This window comes from Verrucomicrobiia bacterium (genome assembly GCA_035495615.1).
Taxonomy (GTDB): domain Bacteria; phylum Omnitrophota; class Omnitrophia; order Omnitrophales; family Aquincolibacteriaceae; genus DATJFP01.
Genome location: DATJFP010000005.1, coordinates 48629 through 66960, shown reverse-complemented (window position 1 = coordinate 66960; position 18332 = coordinate 48629). Strand labels below are relative to the sequence as shown.

Annotated in this window: 21 protein-coding genes; 18 read left to right on the top strand and 3 right to left on the bottom strand. The window is 58.5% G+C overall.

What is annotated here, in order from left to right; genetic code table 11:
• Nucleotides 1-3: 3 nt before the first annotated feature.
• Genes VL688_00540 through VL688_00525 form a run of 4 tightly spaced genes read left to right on the top strand, consistent with a single transcriptional unit; the run spans nucleotide 4 to nucleotide 4632 of the window.
• On the top strand, nucleotides 4-960 hold the full coding sequence (locus tag VL688_00540) for a type II secretion system F family protein (GenBank protein ID HTL46531.1): 957 nt from the start codon (nucleotides 4-6) through the stop codon (nucleotides 958-960).
• A gap of 12 nt (nucleotides 961-972) precedes the next feature.
• A complete protein-coding gene (locus VL688_00535; protein HTL46530.1) occupies nucleotides 973-1800 on the top strand; it encodes a type II secretion system F family protein in 828 nt (275 codons plus the stop codon).
• Between the two features lie 12 nt (nucleotides 1801-1812).
• Nucleotides 1813-2181 (top strand): response regulator, encoded by a 369-nt coding sequence (locus VL688_00530; GenBank protein HTL46529.1) that lies wholly within the window; start codon nucleotides 1813-1815, stop codon nucleotides 2179-2181.
• A gap of 15 nt (nucleotides 2182-2196) precedes the next feature.
• Complete coding sequence (locus tag VL688_00525) at nucleotides 2197-4632, top strand: ATP-binding protein (protein HTL46528.1); 2436 nt, start codon at nucleotides 2197-2199, stop codon at nucleotides 4630-4632.
• Here VL688_00525 and rfaD read toward each other — a convergent pair whose 3' ends face one another.
• On the bottom strand, nucleotides 4633-5571 hold the full coding sequence (gene rfaD / locus VL688_00520) for an ADP-glyceromanno-heptose 6-epimerase (protein HTL46527.1): 939 nt from the start codon (nucleotides 5569-5571) through the stop codon (nucleotides 4633-4635). It lies immediately after the preceding gene.
• A 93-nt stretch (nucleotides 5572-5664) separates the two neighbouring features.
• On the opposite strand from rfaD, the gene VL688_00515 reads away from it, so the two are divergent.
• Nucleotides 5665-5961, top strand: coding sequence for a hypothetical protein (locus tag VL688_00515; GenBank protein ID HTL46526.1), 297 nt, complete (start codon nucleotides 5665-5667; stop codon nucleotides 5959-5961).
• On the opposite strand, the gene folB is transcribed toward VL688_00515, so the two are convergent.
• A complete protein-coding gene (folB, locus tag VL688_00510) occupies nucleotides 5958-6335 on the bottom strand; it encodes a dihydroneopterin aldolase (GenBank protein HTL46525.1) in 378 nt (125 codons plus the stop codon). The two genes, VL688_00515 and folB, sit on opposite strands and share 4 nt — an antisense overlap.
• Before the next feature lie 244 nt (nucleotides 6336-6579).
• Here folB and VL688_00505 point away from each other — a divergent pair, with 244 nt between their 5' ends.
• From VL688_00505 to VL688_00490, 4 genes are all read left to right on the top strand, one after another.
• Nucleotides 6580-7641 (top strand): hypothetical protein, encoded by a 1062-nt coding sequence (locus VL688_00505; GenBank protein HTL46524.1) that lies wholly within the window; start codon nucleotides 6580-6582, stop codon nucleotides 7639-7641.
• Nucleotides 7638-8288, top strand: a complete 651-nt coding sequence (gene trmB, locus VL688_00500) for a tRNA (guanosine(46)-N7)-methyltransferase TrmB (GenBank protein ID HTL46523.1) — start codon at nucleotides 7638-7640, stop codon at nucleotides 8286-8288. Before VL688_00505 ends, trmB begins: the two co-directional genes overlap by 4 nt.
• Nucleotides 8285-9049: a pseudouridine synthase gene (locus tag VL688_00495; protein HTL46522.1), complete on the top strand. Its 765-nt coding sequence runs from the start codon at nucleotides 8285-8287 to the stop codon at nucleotides 9047-9049. The genes trmB and VL688_00495 overlap by 4 nt, the downstream gene beginning before the upstream one ends.
• Nucleotides 9050-9119: 70 nt before the next feature.
• Nucleotides 9120-10262, top strand: coding sequence for a redoxin domain-containing protein (locus tag VL688_00490; protein HTL46521.1), 1143 nt, complete (start codon nucleotides 9120-9122; stop codon nucleotides 10260-10262).
• Here VL688_00490 and VL688_00485 read toward each other — a convergent pair.
• Nucleotides 10253-10510, bottom strand: coding sequence for a hypothetical protein (locus tag VL688_00485; protein ID HTL46520.1), 258 nt, complete (start codon nucleotides 10508-10510; stop codon nucleotides 10253-10255). The two genes, VL688_00490 and VL688_00485, sit on opposite strands and share 10 nt — an antisense overlap.
• A gap of 184 nt (nucleotides 10511-10694) precedes the next feature.
• Here VL688_00485 and queF point away from each other — a divergent pair, with 184 nt between their 5' ends.
• The 9 genes from queF (at nucleotide 10695) to VL688_00440 (ending at nucleotide 18324) form a co-directional block, all read left to right on the top strand.
• Entirely contained in the window at nucleotides 10695-11075 is a 381-nt protein-coding gene (gene queF / locus VL688_00480) for a preQ(1) synthase (protein ID HTL46519.1), read from the top strand.
• On the top strand, nucleotides 11072-12727 hold the full coding sequence (locus tag VL688_00475) for a D-aminoacylase (protein ID HTL46518.1): 1656 nt from the start codon (nucleotides 11072-11074) through the stop codon (nucleotides 12725-12727). The genes queF and VL688_00475 overlap by 4 nt, the downstream gene beginning before the upstream one ends.
• Nucleotides 12728-12878: 151 nt before the next feature.
• Nucleotides 12879-13403: a thiol peroxidase gene (gene tpx, locus VL688_00470; protein ID HTL46517.1), complete on the top strand. Its 525-nt coding sequence runs from the start codon at nucleotides 12879-12881 to the stop codon at nucleotides 13401-13403.
• Between the two features lie 50 nt (nucleotides 13404-13453).
• Nucleotides 13454-14266, top strand: coding sequence for a tetratricopeptide repeat protein (locus VL688_00465; protein ID HTL46516.1), 813 nt, complete (start codon nucleotides 13454-13456; stop codon nucleotides 14264-14266).
• A 7-nt stretch (nucleotides 14267-14273) separates the two neighbouring features.
• Nucleotides 14274-14972, top strand: a complete 699-nt coding sequence (locus VL688_00460) for an HAD-IA family hydrolase (protein ID HTL46515.1) — start codon at nucleotides 14274-14276, stop codon at nucleotides 14970-14972.
• A 203-nt stretch (nucleotides 14973-15175) separates the two neighbouring features.
• Nucleotides 15176-15988 (top strand): enoyl-ACP reductase, encoded by an 813-nt coding sequence (locus VL688_00455; GenBank protein ID HTL46514.1) that lies wholly within the window; start codon nucleotides 15176-15178, stop codon nucleotides 15986-15988.
• A 28-nt stretch (nucleotides 15989-16016) separates the two neighbouring features.
• On the top strand, nucleotides 16017-16631 hold the full coding sequence (locus VL688_00450) for a ribonuclease H-like domain-containing protein (protein ID HTL46513.1): 615 nt from the start codon (nucleotides 16017-16019) through the stop codon (nucleotides 16629-16631).
• Between the two features lie 133 nt (nucleotides 16632-16764).
• Nucleotides 16765-17970, top strand: coding sequence for an IscS subfamily cysteine desulfurase (locus VL688_00445; GenBank protein HTL46512.1), 1206 nt, complete (start codon nucleotides 16765-16767; stop codon nucleotides 17968-17970).
• Between the two features lie 30 nt (nucleotides 17971-18000).
• Nucleotides 18001-18324 carry an iron-sulfur cluster assembly accessory protein gene (locus VL688_00440; protein ID HTL46511.1) on the top strand — a complete coding sequence of 108 codons (324 nt, stop codon included), beginning with the start codon at nucleotides 18001-18003 and terminating at the stop codon, nucleotides 18322-18324.
• The last annotated feature ends 8 nt before the right edge of the window (nucleotides 18325-18332 follow it).

Below are 18332 nucleotides of genomic sequence, written 5' to 3'. Positions count from 1 at the left end.
CCCATGAGGCCTCTTCTCTTTTCACTTTTGTCTTCGCTCTTCGTCGGCTGCGTGATCTATTTCATCCTGGAGCTGTTCAAGGAAGGCACCGGGCGTGAGAACCGCAAGATCAAGGCCCGTGTCGAAAGCCTGTTCCTGCGCAAGAGCAACATCGAGCGCTCGACGACTTTCAGCAACATCTTCCGCCTGAATCAGGCCCTCAAGCGCCAGCCCATCAGCAAAAAACTTTTCACGCTGCTGTCCTTCACGGGCTGGACCGTGCCCATCGGCATTTTTGTGCTGGGAGACCTGCTGTGGTCGGTGGTCGTGTTCCTGCTGTCCCAGCTTGTTTCCGGCAACTTTTTTCTTTCGATCGTCATCACGCTGTTCATGGCGCTCCTGCCTTACTGGGTTCTCATCGTGAACAAAAAGCGCTATGTGAACCGGTTCACGATCGTGTTTCCGGACGCGCTCATCCTGATCAAGAGCGCGCTCCGCGCCGGACAGGGGATCCAGGCGGCATTCAAAATGGTGGCCAAGGAAGGGCCTCAGCCGGTGGCGCGCGAATTCGCGCACATGGTCCACGAGATCGAGCTCGGCAGCCAGCTGACCGAGGCGCTCGGAGAACTTTACCGCCGCATCGATACGATCGACCTGCGTATCTTCGTGCTGGGCATCTTCATCCAGAACGAAATCGGCGGCAACATGGTGGAACTGCTCACGCACGTCGAGAACACGATCCGTGAAAGGCTGAGCATGCACCGGGAAATCAACGTCCTGAGCGCCCAGGGGAAAGTGACGGGCATCGTGCTGATCATGCTGCCCATCGGCCTCGCGTTTCTCTTGTGGCTCATGAACCCGCACTACTTCGATCCGCTGCTGCAGGAAGAATCGGGCAGGAAGGTCTTCGGCTTCGCGATCGGGCTGCAGTTCATCGGCGCGATGCTGATCCGGAAAATCACCAGTTTCCGTGTGGTTTAGAGGGGAGGAAAAATGCAGTTGTTGATCGGAATGCTTTTCGGGCTGAGCGGGTTCATGATCTTCATGTACGTGGGAAATTCTTTTTCCGAAAAGCGCATGATCGCCCGCCGGGTCCAGTCCCTCCAGGAAGGCGCCGCGCCCGCGGTCGTCGCCAAAGAAAACCTGATGGACCTGAATTTTTCGACGAAGTATCAGCGCTCGGGCGGGGAAAACATCTGGAATTCGCCGACCTTCCTCATGTTTGCCATTGCCTGGCTGGCCTGCGGGTTCATCGCACTGCAGAAGCTGCATTTTCCGATTTTCAATTCCGGGATCATCCTCGGTGTCATCCCGATCATCGTGGTGCGCGTGCTGCGTATCACCATGAAAAGGCGGCGCATCGACCGCATGCACCGGGAGCTTCCGGGCGCGCTCGATCTTATGGTGGTCTGCCTCGAGGCCGGCCTCGCGCTCAATTCGACGCTGCTGCGCATCGCCAACGAAATGGAAGCAAGCCCGCTCGGCCGCGAGCTGCGCCGCGCCGCCGACGAAATCAACGCAGGCATTCCCATGGAAGACGCGCTCCGCGCCATGGCCAAGAGGATCGAGATCGAAGACCTGAACAGCGTGGTCTCGGCCATCGTGCAGGCGCAGAAGATGGGCTCGGAGCTCGCGCTGACCTTCCGCGTCCAGTCGGAAACGCTGCGTGAAAAATACAAAATGCACATCAAGGAGCGGATCCAGAAGATCCCGATCAAAGTTCTTTTTCCCCTCGTTCTTTTTATTTTTCCGGCGCTTTTCGTCGTCATTCTGGGGCCTTCGATGATCCAGGTGATGCGGACGCTTCAACAGTTACAGTGATAAGGAGAGAGCATGGCGAAAATACTCATCGTCGATGACGACCACGATTTTGTGCAGCTTTTGGAATTCGACCTCAAGCGGAAAGGCTATGAGGTGGTCACGGCTTTCAACGGCGAAGAAGGTCTGGAGAGGGCGCAGGCCACTCGCCCGCAGCTGGTCATCCTGGACATCAAGATGCCGAAAGTCGACGGCTACACCTTCGTGAGGCGCCTGAAAAAAGAAACGGACATGAAAGACCTTCCGCTCATCGTCCTGACTTCCTACGAGCCCATGAAAGACATGTTCCAGCTCGAAGGCGTGAAAGATTATTTCGTGAAGTCAGCCAATATGAAAGGCCTCCTCGAAGCGATCGAGAGAAACCTCAAAACCAGCGCGGCCTAACACCGAAAGCGGTTCATGAGCCAACAATCCACGGCTTTTTTGACTCTCGTCAAAACCCTGTCTTTTGCCCTGAAGCAGCAGCGGCTTTATTCGGAGAAGCATCCGATCACGCAGGAGACGCTGAAAAATCTCGGGGAAGAGGTCGAGATTTATTTCCTCAAACATGAAAAGCTGACTTTGGGAGCCATGCAGCACAAGCTTCTGGTCGACGGCAATCCCGTTTCGGACAAAGAAGCGGCCGCGCATGACCTTGCCAAAGATCTCGAGCGCCTGGGCCTCGACGGCATCGTTCTCGACCGCGGGGTTTCGATGGCCGAAATTTCCGATCTGGTCTCGCTCATGTCCATGCGCGCGAAATCGCTGACCGACCGGGGCGGCTTCAAAAAGGCGTTCGAAGAGGCCAAGCTGCCGCATATCCGGCTCTCCCAGGGCAAATTCCAGCTCGTTGAAGACGGCGAAGTCGTGGTGCAGGAAGGCGCCCAGCCGGGCGACGGCGGCATCGGGGAAAGCGGCGAAGCCGGGACCGGGACCGCGTCTGCGTCCGGCAAGGAATCGGCTTTGCCCATCACGGATATCGCGGAAGTGATCCGCCGTCTCAAGCAGGGAACGGACCTGCCTCCGGGCGGGGTTTCAGGCGGAGGCGGAGGAGGGGGAGGGGGCGGAAGCGGCCCCGTTTCCGGCATGCCGGGCGTTGTTTTCGGCGCGCCGCTGTCCATCAATCCGGAAAAAATCGTGGACCAGCTCGAAAAAAATCCCAAAGACATCGTCCAGGCCGCGCTCGCCGACGTCGAAGACGAAGTGCGGCTCGAGCAGCTGATCCGCCAGACCGTGAAGCTCTTGATCGACGGACTGCTCGCGTTTCTGGTCGAGCAGGGAAAAGACATCACGAAGGCGCTCGAAAAGCTCGCCAAGGAGCTCGAAAAGGGCCTTTCAGGCCTGGACGAGAGCGCGGGCTTCGACAAGTTGAAGAAGAAAATTCCCGGCATCTTCGAAGAGGCCACCGACGAATTCCGGATCCAGATGATGAAGCGCACGCACGCGGAGCATCCCGAGGACGTGAAGCTGCTGGAGAAAATGGCCAAGAAACTTTTCAAGGACAAGGACGTCCGCGAGCGCCTTCAGACGAACTTGACCGAAGAGATGGGCGAGGTCGGGCTGTCGGCAGAGACCATCCAGAAGATTTTTTCCAAGATCGACGAGACCGAAGACAAGAAAAAGAAAAAAGTCTCGATCGACGCCGAGGAACTCGAGGAATTAAAAAGGCGGGCCGCGCTTTACGATGCCACGTCCGACGGCACGATCGATAAAAAGCTGCAGACGCTGGAACTGGAAAATAAAGTCGTCCGCCACCAGAAGGAGAGGATGGACGCGGTCATCCACAACATGGCCGAGGGGCTCCTCATCGTCGACGAGCACGGCAAGGTGGTGCTCATGAATCCCGCGGCGGAAAAAATGCTGGGCGTGAAAAAAAGCGACAAGCTGGGCAAGGCCGTCACGGAGGGGCTCGGAGCGGAGCATGTCGTGTCCATGGCCACAGGCAATCTGCGCGACCAGCAGAACGTCCTGTCGCAGCAGGTGGAGCTTTTCGCGCCTAACGACGAAACCAAGCGCGTCCTGAACGCAAGCTCGGCCATCATCGAAAACGAGGACGGCCAGACCGTCGGCATGGTGTCGGTGCTGTCCGACATCACACGGCAAAAAGAATTGGACGACCTCAAGACCAAGTTCGTGGGCAATGTTTCGCACGAATTGCGCACGCCGCTGGTCGCCATCCAGAAATCGCTCGCGCTCATCGCGGATCAGGAAGTCGGCAGCGTGACGCCGGAACAGAAAAAATTCCTCGACATCGCGCAGCGCAACATCGAACGTCTCTCGCGCCTGATCAACGACCTGCTGGACGTACAGCGGCTCGAAGCCGGACAGATGAACCTGAAGCCCAGCACGTTCCCGGTGAACGGGCTCATCCAGCACGTGATCTCCACGGTCGAGACCTGGGCGAAAGACAAAGGCGTTACTGTCAAAGCGGATTTTCCCAGCCACGAGGATGTCGAGCTGGAAGCGGATCCGGACCGTCTCACGCAGGTGATTACCAATCTCGTCGGCAATGCCATCAAATTCACGCCGGACAAAGGCACAATCACCGTGGAATTGCGCAAGAATGTGAAAGACGAGACGCTTCCGGGCGGCATCGGCATCGAGGTCGGGGTGCGAGACACAGGTGTCGGCATCGAGCCCGAGGATCAAAAGAAGATTTTCGACAAATTCGTGCAGGTGAGTCTTTCGCAGCCTTCCGGGATTTCGAGTTCAGGCCTGGGCCTGACCATCACCAAAGAAATCGTGGAACTTCACAGCGGCAGGATCTGGGTTGAGAGCGAGCCTGGAAAAGGAAGCCGGTTTGCGTTCCGCGTGCCGCTGAAGTTTTCAGCTCACCGGAAAGTGCACGGTTCCTGATCAGCGCGCGGCAGAGGCGTGGGAAGCGGGAAGCAGATACTGGCGCACGTATTCGACGATGCCGTCGTGGGTCGAATACTTTCTTTCGAAGCCGATGGCCTTGCGCGTGTGGCTCATGTCGGCCTGAGTGAAGTTCTGGTAGAAGTCGTAAGGATTGTCGAAGTAATCGGGCTCGAGCGACGTGCCCAGTCCCTCGTTGATCGCGGCGATAATTTCGTTAAAAGAAGTGGCCTCGCCTGTCCCGACGTTCACGACAGTGTTTTCCTTGGCCAGGCGCGCTTTCAGCGTGCATTCGACCACGTCCTTGACGTAAATGTGGTCGCGCTTCTGTTCGCCATACTTGAAAATGCGGGGCCGTTTGCCGGCGAGCATCTGTTGGGTGAGCTGGTAGATCATGCTGGCCGCGGCGCCTTTGTAGTATTCGCGCGGGCCGAAGACGTTGAAATAACGGACGCCCACGACTTTGAGTTTGCCTTCGTAGCTGCGGGCGAGACTTTCGAGCACCCACTTGGAGAAACCGTAAATGTTATTGGGCTTGCCGCCGTCGGATTCTTTCATGGAGGAGTCCTGGCTGCCGTACACCGCGGCTGAGGAAGCGAAGACCACGTCCGCTTTTTTGGAGTGGGCGAGCTCGAGGACGTTGCGGAAACCCTCGACGTTGTCGAACATCATTTTCTTTTCATCCAGGACCGTCGTGTCCGTGATCGAGGCCAGGTGAAAAACCGTATCCAGAGGCCGGGCGGCGAGGATCGAGACCCAGGATTTGTCCGCGACGTCGTAAGCCATGACATCGCCGCGGAAGCCGATCAGGTTTTTGAAGCTGCCGACGCGGAAATCATCCAGAACCGTCACATGGGCTTCAGGATAGCGGGACTGGATTTCCAAGGCGAGATTGGAGCCGATAAAGCCGGCGCCGCCGGTGATAAGGACGTTTTTCATAGCCGTTTAGTCTATCGAAAATCCGGAAAAGTGCAACCCCGGAATCAAAGAAGTTCCTCAACGGACGGGCCTCAAATGCCGTTACTCTCTACCATGAAAAGACTTTGGATCTTCGCCCTGGTCCTGGGAGTTGGATGCGCCTTTCTTCCATCGAAGGCTCATGCCCAAGACAGCGTCGGATTGATCGGCCGGGGCGTTTCCAAGATCGTGGGCGCCGCTTTCCAGGTGCCCGGACAAGTGCTGGCGCAGTCGTTCCAGGGGTTCCCGTTCGGGATCATGACCGGCGCCATGTCCGGTGCTTTTCAGGCCGTGAACGGCGTGGTGGGCGGGACGGTTGACGTTGCCCGCGGCGCGGCCCCGTACGCGAAATACATGGTCTTCTTCATTTAACGCCTTCCGGCCTTACGCGTAATTTCAATCCCGACATTATCCGAGCCGCGCACCGCTCCCGGCTTTGAAACCCGCAGCTTGATTTCCTTCAGGCGGAATTCCTTTAATAAGAGGCCCGCCAGTTTTTCCGCCAAAGTTTCAATGAGATAAAACCGGCTCTCTTTGACGAAAGCCGCGGTCCGTTTGGCGATTTTTTTGTAATCCGTGGCGTCTTCGATGCGGTCGCGCCGCGCAGCCTTGCGCACGTCGGTGGGAATCTCGAGATCGATCAGGATCTTCTGGCGGGTTTTGCGTTCCCAGTCGAAGATTCCGATGATGCAGGAAATCTGGAGTCCGGTCAAAAAAATACGGTCGTTATTTTCAGCAGCTTTCATCATTCGTCCTATTTAGGGAATTGATTTCCGCGGCTTGTTGGTACTGGGGACACACCTAAAGGTATGTCTTGTCCCCAGGGTTTGCTTTCAGCGTGGAACGGGGACAGGTCCGAAGGCTCTGTCCCCAAACTTTGTTGCAAGAGGTCTTCGGAAGGGGAAACGGACGCGAGTATAGCATTTCGCTTGACCCCCTGTCTAATTTTGGCATACTGGCGTCACTCTCTTTCAAGAAAGGCCTGTCCTCGTGATCGAATCCCAGCTTTCCACGGAAAAAGTGACCCCCTTGTGCCCGGTGTTCGGCACCTGCGGCGGCTGCCTTTACCAGGACGTGACCTACGAAGCCGAGCTCGAAGCCAAGCAGGCGCTGCTCCGGAACCTGCTCGGCCGCTGCCCCGGGCTCGACACCGCGCTGATCCAGCCGGTCGTGGCCTCTCCCGATATTTATCACAGCCGCAGCCGCCTGGACCTCACGTTCCTGCGCATCAAATCCGGGGAAATGTTCATGGGCTTCATGCCGCCGCAGCAAAAGCGCGTCCTTTCGATCGATTCCTGCGCCATCGCGCGCGAAGCCATTTCGGATTTCATTCCCGAACTCAAGCGGCAGGCCGCGGAGAAATTGCCGCCGGATTACCGCATCGCCAACATCGTGGTCAAAACCGGAGACGACGGGCGTGTTTTCTGGGGCGGCATCGGACGGCATTCTTTGCGCATGCGCCCGGACGATTATCTCTGGACCGAAGTGCGAGGCAAGCGCATTCATTTTTCGCTCGAGACTTTTTTTCAGGCAAACCTTTCGATCCTGCCCGCGCTCATGGATAAAATCGAATCGCTTGTGCCGCAGGAACGCCGCGGGCTTTTCCTCGATCTTTATTCGGGCGTCGGGCTTTTCGGAATCGCGATGCAGGATTTCTTCAAACGTATCGTGATGCTTGAAGAGCATGCGGCCTCGGTGGAGATCGCTCGCTACAATATCCGCCATCACCATCTGCCGCATGCCGAGGCGCATGAGGGCCGGGTCGAAGACAAGCTTGCTGAAGTGCTGGCCGCGCAGCCCGATGCGAAATCGGTGGCCATGATCGATCCGCCGCGCAAGGGGCTGAGCGCTTCCGCTCTGGACATGCTGATCCGCTTCCGGCAAATCGATTTCCTGTTTTATCTTTCCTGCCATCCCGAGTCTCTTGCCCGCGACCTCACGGCCTTGACGGCGGCGGGCTGGAACGTCCGGAACATCGTGCCTTTTGATTTCTTCCCGAGAACCCGCCACCTTGAAACGCTGGTGCTGCTTGAACGTCCGGAGGCCCGGTGAAAACGTCTCTCGCCGCCGAAAAGCCCAAAGCCGAAGACGCGCTTCCGCTCCCGCGCCGCCCCTCGGGGCCGCACGAAAAACTTCCGGTGGAAATGCCCGCGTTCACAGAGCTTTTCGAAACGCCAGGGCCGCTGGAAGTCGAGATCGGCTGCGGCAAGGCCAAGTTCATGCTCGACCGCGCGATCCAGAATCCCGGCGTCAATTTTGTCGGCATCGACTACGCGGGAAAGTGGATGAAGATCGGCCAAAAGCGCGGCGAAAAGCGGAACCTGCCGAACGTGCGCTTCTTCCGCGTGCACGCGCAGCCTTTTCTCGAAAAATACCTTCCGGACGCGAGCGTTTCCATCTTCCATATTTATTTCCCCGACCCCTGGCCCAAGCGCCGCCATGGCAAAAGAAGGCTGGTCACGGCGCCGCTTTTGCGGCAGCTCCATCGGAAGCTCGTGCCGCAGGGCCGCGTCGAGCTGGCCAGCGACCACAAGGACTATTACGAGCTGATGCGCGGGGCCGCGCGGGAAACTTCCTCGCTGTGGAAAAAGATGACCGAAAGTAACACTCGTTTTTTCTGCCCGGAGTTCCAAACAAACTACGAAGCCAAATACGCCGCCGAAGGCCGGCCCCTTCACTACCTGGAGTTGTGCAAATGAGAATCTCCCGCGCGCTCGCGCTGGCCGGCATTGATTCGCGCCGCAAATGCGAGCTCCACGTCACAAACGGTGCCGTAAAAGTGAACGGCGAAGTGGTTTTTGATCTCGGGCGCCAGGTGGACCCGGAGAAAGACTCGATCAGCTTTCGCGGCAAACGCCTGACCTTCGGCGGCCACATTTATTACGTGATGAACAAGCCGGTCGGCTACATGACGACGGCAAGCGACCCGCATGCGCCGAAGACGGTCTACGATCTTCTGCCGCGCACGCTCGTCAAAAGCTCCCGCCAGACCGGAACACGCACGCGCGTTTTCCCGGTCGGCCGTCTCGACAAGGACAGCATGGGCCTTCTTTTATTTACCAACGACGGCGAGCTCGCCAACAAGCTGATCCATCCGCGCTACCATGTCAGCAAGTGGTACGAAGTCCGGGTGCATCGCGCCTTCGAGCGTTCCGACATCCCTAAAATGGTCGGGGGCCTCCGGCTCGAAGACGGCTGGGCCCGCGTGGAAAGAGTCCATCCGGTTTCGCCGCGCATCATCCACGTGAGTCTCGCCGAAGGCAAGAAGCGGGAAGTGCGCCGCATTTTCGAGAAGCTGGAATACAAAGTCCTGCGGCTCGTGCGTTTTGCCTTCGGGCCGCTGACCCTCGGAAGCCTGCCGCTCGGCAAGGGCCGCTTCCTTAATAAAAACGAGATCCGGGCGCTGAAACAGGCGGTGGCCGGGACGGAAGACACGGAAGAAAACGAAGACGGCTCTTGAAGAAGCACCGGAATGCGTGAAGACTCTATAAGGTGTTCTCGCGGCGTTTTTTGACGATAATGAAGGTACTATGCATTGGCATCGGAACTCCCAAAGCCGGCTTCTGAAGGCCCTCTTCGTCCTGACGGCGTTCGTCATGATCGCGGTCATTCCCGCGGCCGCGCGCGCGGACGACAAGAAAGACGAAATCAAAAAGGCCCCCGCGTTTTCTTCCAAAGGCATCTGGCTGCAGGCCGGAAAGATCAAAAAGAAAAAAATCTTCGCGGACAAGCTGACGCTCGTCTATTTCTGGGATTACAGCACGATCAACGTGATCCGCGAGATCAAATACCTCAACGACTGGTATAAGGCCTACCATCCTTACGGCTTCGAAATCATTCTCGTGCATGCCCCGGAATTCGAGTACGGCCACGATAAAGACAACGTCGAGGCCGCGTTGAACAGGATGAACCTGCCTTACCCCACCTACCTCGACAACGACGGCACCGTGTGGCAGGAGTACGGCAACGGCTCGTGGCCCACCAAGCATCTCGTGGATTCGAAAGGCCGCATCCTTTATTCGCAGGTCGGCGAAGGCAATTACATCACCGCCGAGGAAGCGATCCGCAAGGGCCTGCAGGAGCTGAACCCCGAGGCCGCGCTGCCTCCGAGCGTCGTGCACTCCGAGCAGGATAAGTTCAACCTATGGGAATGCGGGGAGATGAGCACGGAAGTCTACGTCGGCTATAAGCGCGCGGGATGGTGGGGCGTGGAAATCGCCAACCTGCCCGGGGCGCAGCCGGACCAGACCCTTAAGTTCGAAGACCAGGGCCGTCGCCTGGAAAGAGGATTTTTTCTGAAAGGGCTTTGGAGCAACCGCGAAGAATATTTCGAACACGCGGAGACGGTGCCGGATTACGAAGACTACATGGGCATCATTTATCTGGGCCGCGAGCTCTACGCGGTCATGGACCAGATGGAGAAGGGAAAAACCTCGCGGGTCTACGTGCGGCGCGACGACGAGCCTGTTCCGGAAGCCAACCGCGGCACGGACCTCAAGGTGGACGAGAAAGGCGACACTTACGTCGAAGTGAGCCAGCCCCGGCTTTATTACATCATCGCGGGCGAAGACAAGGAATTCCACGAGCTCAAGCTCATGGTCAAAGACGACAAGCTGGCGGTTTACGTCTTCTCATTCTCCAACCAGTGCCTGAGCGACTTCGATCACTTGTAAACGGCGTCCAGCGCCTGCTTGACGGTTTTTCCCTCGCCGGCGAAATAAAAGAAGCATTCCTTCAAATGGCTGTGCCGCACGACGACCATGATTTTGCCGCCGACCGAAAAGGCCGGGTGCATGTAAATCTCTTCCCCTTCGGGGGCTTCCTCCCGCAGCGCGTTTAAAGCCGATTCCGTTTCGTTTTTATTGAGCCTGCATCCGATCTCAAGAAAATCCTGCACCAAGTCCTCCCAGAGTGGTTTCATGGTTGATGGTTCTCCTGTCGCGTATTCCCCTTGTCATGAAGATAACCGCCCTGGCTCCGGCCGCGAAAGCGCAAACGCGGAAAATTTCGATGGGGCTATCGTAAAAAGAGACCCGGCTCTCGTATCATGCGATTCTCCCCAGGGCCGCACCGGCCCGTTTTGCGGCTATGATATAATCCTCGCCATGCCAACGAAGCCGTCGAAGCATTTGGAATCCTTTCCGAACCCGTACCCGGGCCGCGATTACGAAATCCGGTTCGAGTGTCCGGAGTTCACCTGCGTGTGCCCGAAAACCGGCCAGCCGGATTTCGCGACGATCCGCATCGTTTACGTTCCGGACCGCCTTTGCGTGGAACTCAAGAGCCTGAAGCTCTACCTCTGGAGTTACCGCAACGAAGGGGCATTTCACGAAAAGGTGACCAACCAGATCCTCGACGATCTCGTCAAAGCCGTCCGGCCGAGACGCATGGACATCGAGGGCGATTTTTTCGTGCGCGGCGGCATCCATACCGTCGTCCGCGCTTCCCACCGCAAAAGCGGCAAAACCCCATCCCGCGGTTCATGAAGCTCTTCGGGATGACGCTCGCCGCCATTCTTCTCACTTCCGCTTCCGCCAAGGCCCAGGAGCCTGCGTATGATTTTTTGATCCAGGGCGCAACGGTCTTTGACGGCGTTTCCTCGAAAGCCCGGCAGGCGGACGTGGCCGTGAAAGGCGAGCGCATCGCGGCCGTGGGAAAACTGGCCGCCTCCGACGCGCGCCAGGTAATCGACGGGCGAGGGCTCTTCCTCATGCCCGGCTTTATCGACGCGCACACGCATTCGGACATGAATGAGTGGGTTTATCCAGGCCTTGCGAACAAGGTGTTTCAGGGCGTCACCACCGAGATCGTGGGCAATTGCGGCATGTCCGCGGCTCCGGCCGAGGGGCAGCAGCCCGCGCTCATGCCTTCCATCTGGGCGCGCGAAGGCGTGAAACTGCCCGGCCCGGTGGAATGGAAAGAATTTTCCGATTACCGCGCGTGGTATGAAAAGCTCGGCGGCATGACCAACATCGCGTCGCTTGCCGGGCACGGCAACATCCGCGCGTCCGTCATGGGCATGCAGGCGCGGCCCGCCACGCCGGAAGAACTGGAAGCCATGAAGGACCTTCTGCGCCGCGCCATGAACGATGGGGCCATCGGCATTTCGTACGGCCTTATTTATCTTCCCGGCATCTATGCGGACGAGAAAGAGCTCACCGAACTCTGCAAGGTCGCGGCCGAATTCGACGGCATCTGCGCCTTTCACATGCGAAATGAAGGCAGCCGCCTGATTGAAGCCATCGAGGAAACGCTGCGCATCGGCGAAGCCGCCGGCGCGAAGATCCAGATTTCCCATCTCAAGGCCGCGGGCAAAAACAATTGGCCCAAGATCGACGAGGCGCTGAGGCTGATCGACGAGGCGCGCAAGCAGGGGCTGCGCGTGCGCGCGGACGCTTATCCTTATCAAGGAAGCGCCGCGGAGCTGGGCGTCGTGCTGCCGGATGAGATTTTCACGCGCGAAGACCGTCTGCAGCTTTTCATGGACGACACCAAGCGCCCGGAGCTGATCAAGCAGCTGAAAGATTATTACCGCGAGCATCCGCGCGACTGGAACGCGGTGATGATTGCGTCCGTCGCGAACGAAGCCGATCAGCAATTTTCCGGGAAGACGCTTCAGGAAGTGGCGGCCAAGCAGGGACTTTCGCCGGAAGAAACGCTCGTGGGCCTTCTCGAGCGCTCGGCTTTTGAAATCAGCGCGTTTTCATTTTCGCAGAGCCTCGACGTCATCGACAAAGTCCTGGCCCAGCCCTACGTGGCCGTGGGCTCGGACAGCATCGCCGACGGCAGCGATTATCCGCACCCGCGCGCCTTCGGCACATTTTCGAGGCTCTTGGCGCATGAAATGCAGGGGACGGAGGCGTCAGCCGCGGCGTTCATCCGCAAAAACACGTCCGAGAGCGCGGATTATTTCGGGCTCAAAGACCGCGGCCGTATCCAGGCCGGCGGCTATGCGGATCTCGTCCTGGCCGATCCCGGCAAGCTGCGCGACAACGCGACTTACGATCATCCCAAAGAGTTCAGCTCGGGCATGCAATGGGTTTTCGTGAACGGCGTGCCCGTCATCGAGCGAGGCGAGCTTCATGCCGGAGCCAGGCCCGGCCGCCTCCTGGCTTCCGCGCCCGAGAAGGTCTCCTAGCCCTCTTCCGCCTCTCTTGTGCTATACTAAACCTCTTTTTTGGAGGCTGCTCCGTCGCGAGCCGGCCGGCCTTCCGGACTTTTTCTCGCAAACAAGATGAATATCCGGGGACATGCCTTTTAGGCTTGTCCCCGTTACCAAGGAGATCTTTATGTCACAGGAAAGAAAAGGCGCGATTACTTTTAAAGGAAATCCCATGACGCTGGTCGGCCCCCAGCTCAAAGTGGGCGACAAGGCTCCGGATTTCAAGGTTGTGGCCAATGACCTGACCGAAGCCACGCTTGCGAGCACCAAGGGCAAGACGCGTCTCATCAGCGTCGTTCCGTCGCTCGACACGCCGGTTTGCGACCTGCAGACCAAGCGCTTCAATGAAGAAGCGTCCAAGCTTCCCGCCAATGTCGCGGTGCTGACCATCAGCATGGACCTGCCGTTCGCGCAGAAGCGCTGGTGCGGCGCTTCCAGCGCGACGAAAGTCCAGACGCTTTCCGACTGGCGCGGCGCTTCGTTCGGCACGGCTTACGGCGCGCTGATCAAGGAACTGCATCTTCTCACGCGCGCGGTGTTCATCGTCGGCGCGGACGACAAGATCCAGTACGTGGAATACGTCCCGGAAGTCACGCAGCATCCGAATTACGACGCGGCGCTCAACTCGCTCAAATCGGGCGCGCGCGCTTAATCCCATAAAAGGAGGGCCGGCGCCGGTCCGAAACCGGCGCCGGTACTTTCATGTCACGCATCCTGGCCTTCGCTTTAATCCCGGTGTTGATCACCTCGCCCGTTTTCGCTCTTACCCCCAATCCCGATGCCCAGGCCGCCTTTGACCAGGCCGCGCAGATGCGCGCTTCGGGCAATCTCGATGCCGCCGAGCAGCTTTTGAAGCAGGCCGTTGAATTGCAGCCCGACAATCCCATGTACCATTTCGAGATGGCGAACCTTTACGCGGACATGCACGACCGCTTCAAGTCCGGGCGCGACAAGGACAGGGCCGATGCCGCGCTGCAGCGGGTGACGCAGGAGCTCGAGGAGACGCTCATGCTGGATCCGGGTTACGTGCCCGCGCGTTTTAACCTGGCCGTCACGTTCAAACGGCTCGGGGAATTCGAACGCTCGCGGGAAATTTTCCGCGACGTCATCGCGCAGGCTGAGAAAACCGGCGACAGCCAGCTGAAGCTGCAGGCGCTCATGCAGATCGCGGAGATCTACCAGATCCAGGGATTTTTCGACGAGGCCCGCGACACTTATAAGGAAGCGCGCGAGATCGACTATTACAACACGGGCATCCGCGACGCCCTGGAAGACCTGGAAATCAACGAGCGCAATGCCAAACAGAGAAGCGACCAGCAGGGGACGATGCGGGCGCTCGAAAATTTGCGCCAGGGCTATCAGAATTCGCCGCTCGCGAACTCGGGCTTCGGACAGATGGCGCAGGCGCAGAATCAGAGCACGGCGGGTCAGCAGGCGCTTCCGTATCTGGGCATGATGCTGGCCCAGCAATTCCTGAACCGCGGCTCCCGGTCCGCCCAAAACGAAGATTATTGATCCTTCCATGCTGAACTCTTACGAAGTCATCTGTTTCGACGCCGGCGGCACGCTGTTCACGCCGCATCCTTCCGTGGGCGAGATCTACAGCGAGGTCGCGCTCAAGTACGGATGCCGCGCGGAGCCGCTCCACATCGAGGAAAAATTCCGCGCCCTGTGGCACAAACGCGACATCTCGGGCCTTGTCAGCCTGTCCGACGAGAAAGTCGAGAAGGAATGGTGGCGCACGCTCGTTGCCGAAGTCTTCCGGCACTTTCCGGGCGTGAACGGCTTTGACGCTTTTTTCGAGGAGCTTTACGTGGAATTCGCCGGGCCTTCGCGCTGGAAGCTTTTTCCCGAGACGATGCATGTCCTGCAAGAGCTAAAAGGCCGGAAGAAAAAACTCTGCGTCATTTCCAACTGGGACAGCCGCCTGCTGCATCTCTGCGAGGGGCTGGGGCTGTCTTCTTATTTCGAGTTCATTTTGATCTCGGCGGTTTTCGGCGCGTCGAAACCCAGCCCGAAGATTTTCCGGGAAGCGCTGCGGCGCTGGGGCGTGGACCCCTCGCGGGCCGTGCACATCGGCGACAGCCTGGAAGACGACGTGCGCGGCGCGAAAGGTGCGGGCATGGACGCGGTGCTGATCGACCGCGCGAAAAGGAAGCACGCGGAGCCGCATCATTTCGAAGGCGTCACCGTGATTCACGATTTGAAGGAACTTCTCTGAACGGTGAGCATGGACGGGGCGCCGAAACCAGATGGTTTCGGCAGGCTCTCGGAAGCGAGACGCTTCCGTATCCGCACCAGGTCTGATGCATTGCTCAAGTCTGCTGCGCGCAGGTCAGCGTTTGCGGGCATGATCTAATCTTGACACGACCCAGGCCTTGCGATAACCTGAGGCCACTTCACCATCATTTCTGAGGAGTCCTTATGCCGGAGCAAACCATGACCGAAAACGAACCGTTTACTTCCAATCTTCTTAAAGGCAAAAAAGGCCTCGTGCTGGGCGTCGCCAATAAGCGCAGCATCGCATGGGGCATTGCCAAGGCGCTTTCCGCCAACGGCGCGCAGCTTGCGTTCACGTACCAGGGCGAACGCCTGCAGGAAAGCGTGAAAGAGCTCGCGGACACCCTTCCCGGGACTTCGCCGCTTTACGGCTGCGACGTCTCAAAAGACGAAGAAATCAAGAGTGTCTTCGACAAGCTGGCTTCGGATTTCGGTTCGCTCGATTTCATGATCCACTGCATCGCGTTCGCCAAGAAGGAAGAACTGGCCGGCCGCACGGTGGAGACTTCCCGCGAAGGCTTCCACCTCGCGCAGGACATCAGCGCTTTCTCTCTGCTGGCCCTGTCCAAGGCCGCGGAACCGCTGCTCGAAAAGAACGGCGGCAGCATCGTAGCGCTCACGTACCTGGGCTCCGAAAAAGTCGTCCCCAACTACAACGTCATGGGCCTTGCCAAGGCCAGCCTGGAATCCGCGATCCGTTATCTCGCCGCGGACCTGGGCCCGAAGAAAATCCGCGTCAACGGCATCTCGGCCGGGCCGGTCAACACGCTGGCCGCGCGCGGCATCGCGGGTTTTACCACGATGCTTGAAAGCCACCGCAACCGCGCGGCGCTGAAGCGGAACGTCGAGCTGGAAGAAGTCGGCAACGCCGGCCTTTTCCTCGCGAGCCCGCTTTCCGGCGGCATCACGGGCGAAATCCTGTACGTCGACTGCGGCTACAGGATCATGGGCGCGTAATTCCCAATCTCCTTTTTCCGAGGCCTTCATGCAGCAGGGACAAAACATTCTTGTGCTCGACCTCGAGACCCAGAAGTCTTTCAAGGACGTGGGCCGGGCGAATCTCCACAAACTGAAAGTGTCGGTCGTCTGCATTTACGATTATCTGACCGGCTCGTACGTGGCCTACGAAGAAAAAGAAACCATGGCCCTCGACAAGCGCCTGCAGGAATCGCCGCTGGTCATCGGTTTCAACGTCCGCCGCTTTGACCTTCCGGTGCTCGAGCCGTATCTTTTCCGTTCCATTGAGCAGCTTCCCGTGCTCGACCTTCTCGACGTCATCGAAAAAGAGCGCGGCCACCGAGCGAGCCTCGACAGCATCGCGGGCCCCACGCTCAAGCAGCACAAATCCGGCCACGGCGCCGAAGCGCTCGTCATGTACAAGGAAGGCCGCATGGACGAACTCAAGCGTTACTGCCAGGACGACGTGAGGCTCACCAAAGACGTTTACGAATACGGCTGCCGCGAAGGGAAAATCCTTTTTACTTCCAGCTGGGACTACAAGACCTACGAAATCCCTGTGAATTGGAAAGCGGAAACCGAAGAAATCATCCAAAAGTCCCAGACCGCCAAGGCGGATGCCTTTCCCACCAGTCTTTTTTGACCGTCCACCGATCATCCTCCAGAAGTGACAGAAGGTCTCGTTAATGGTATGTTACGGGAGGCCGGAAGCCGGGCCCCCTCCGTCTTGCTTGGTTTTTTCGCCGTAACTCTCTCTTTTTTCTAGGCTTAGAAGGATGATCGTGAAACTGCCCATTTACATGGATTGTCATGCGACCACGCCCGTGGACCCCCGGGTGAAGGAAGCCCTGCTGCCTTATTTCGACCAGGCCTTCGGCAATGCCGCGAGCAAGACGCACGCGTTCGGCATGGACGCGGAGAAAAAAGTGGAAGAGGCGAGGGCGCAGGTTGCCCATCTCATCGGCGCTTCGGCGGAAGAAATTATTTTTACCGGCGGCGCCACGGAATCCAACAATCTCGCGATCAAAGGCGTGTGGGAAGTTTACAAGGACCAGGGCAAACACATCATCACGCAGCAGACCGAGCACAAGTCGGTGCTCGAAACCTGCCGCTTCCTGGAAAAGCAGGGCGCTCAGGTCACTTATCTTCCGGTCGACGAAGAAGGCCGCGTCCGGCCCTCGGACGTGGAAAAGGCCGTGACGCCCGGGACGATTTTGATTTCTGTCATGCTGGCCAACAACGAGATCGGCACGCTGCAGCCCGCGGCCGAGATCGGTAAGATCGCCAAGGCCCGGCAGGTTTTCTTTCACGCGGACGGCGCGCAGGCCGTGGGAAAAATTCCCGTGAACGTCGAGGCTTTGGGGCTCGACCTTCTGTCGCTGACCGCGCATAAGGTCTATGGGCCCAAAGGCGCGGGCGCTTTGTATGCGCGGAGAAAAAATCCGCGGGTGAGGCTCGCGCCCCTGATCCACGGCGGCGAACAGGAACAGGGCCTGCGTTCGGGCACGCTGAATGTGCCGGGCATCGTGGGGCTAGGCGCGGCCTGCGGGATCGCGCACAATGAAATGGGAAGCGAATCGCGCCGCGTGGCCGCGCTGCGCGACAGGCTGGAAGCCGGGCTCAGGCGCCTGCCGCAGACGCGCGTGAACGGCTGCGCCGCCGCGCGCCTTGCCGGAAACCTGAATATCAGTTTCGCGGGCATCGACGCGGAAGCGCTGCTTATGAAAATCAGCCGCGAGATCGCGGTCTCGACGAGCTCAGCCTGCACGTCCGGCCGCAATGAGCCGTCGCATGTTTTGAAAGCGCTCGCCGTGCCGCGGCAATACGTTCACGGCTCGGTCCGGTTCGGGCTCGGACGTTTTACCACCGAAGAAGAAATCGACTTTGTTCTGGAACACGTCACGAAGGCCGTGGAGTCGCTCCGCGCGCTGTCCCCGTTTTATTCCGCGGAAGGCGATACGCGGATGGCATCATCCCAGTGACTGAGATATAATTGAAGTGAGGAGAATCCCATGATTACACTGACCCCGACCGCGGTATCCGAAATCAAACGCATGCTGGAAAGAGAAAAGGAAAAAGAGATCGTGGGCCTGCGCCTGCTCGTCAAAGGCGGCGGCTGTTCCGGCCTTTCCTACGGCATGAATTTCGACAAGAAAAAGCAGGGCGACAACGAATACACGTTCGAAGGCCTGAAGGTCTTCGTGGACCCCAAGAGCTACCTTTATCTCGAAGGCACGACGCTCGATTACGCGGACCAGCTCGAAGGCCGCGGCTTCAAGTTCATCAATCCCAAGGCCAACAAGACCTGCGGCTGCGGAGAATCCTTCTCGGTTTAACCTTCCAA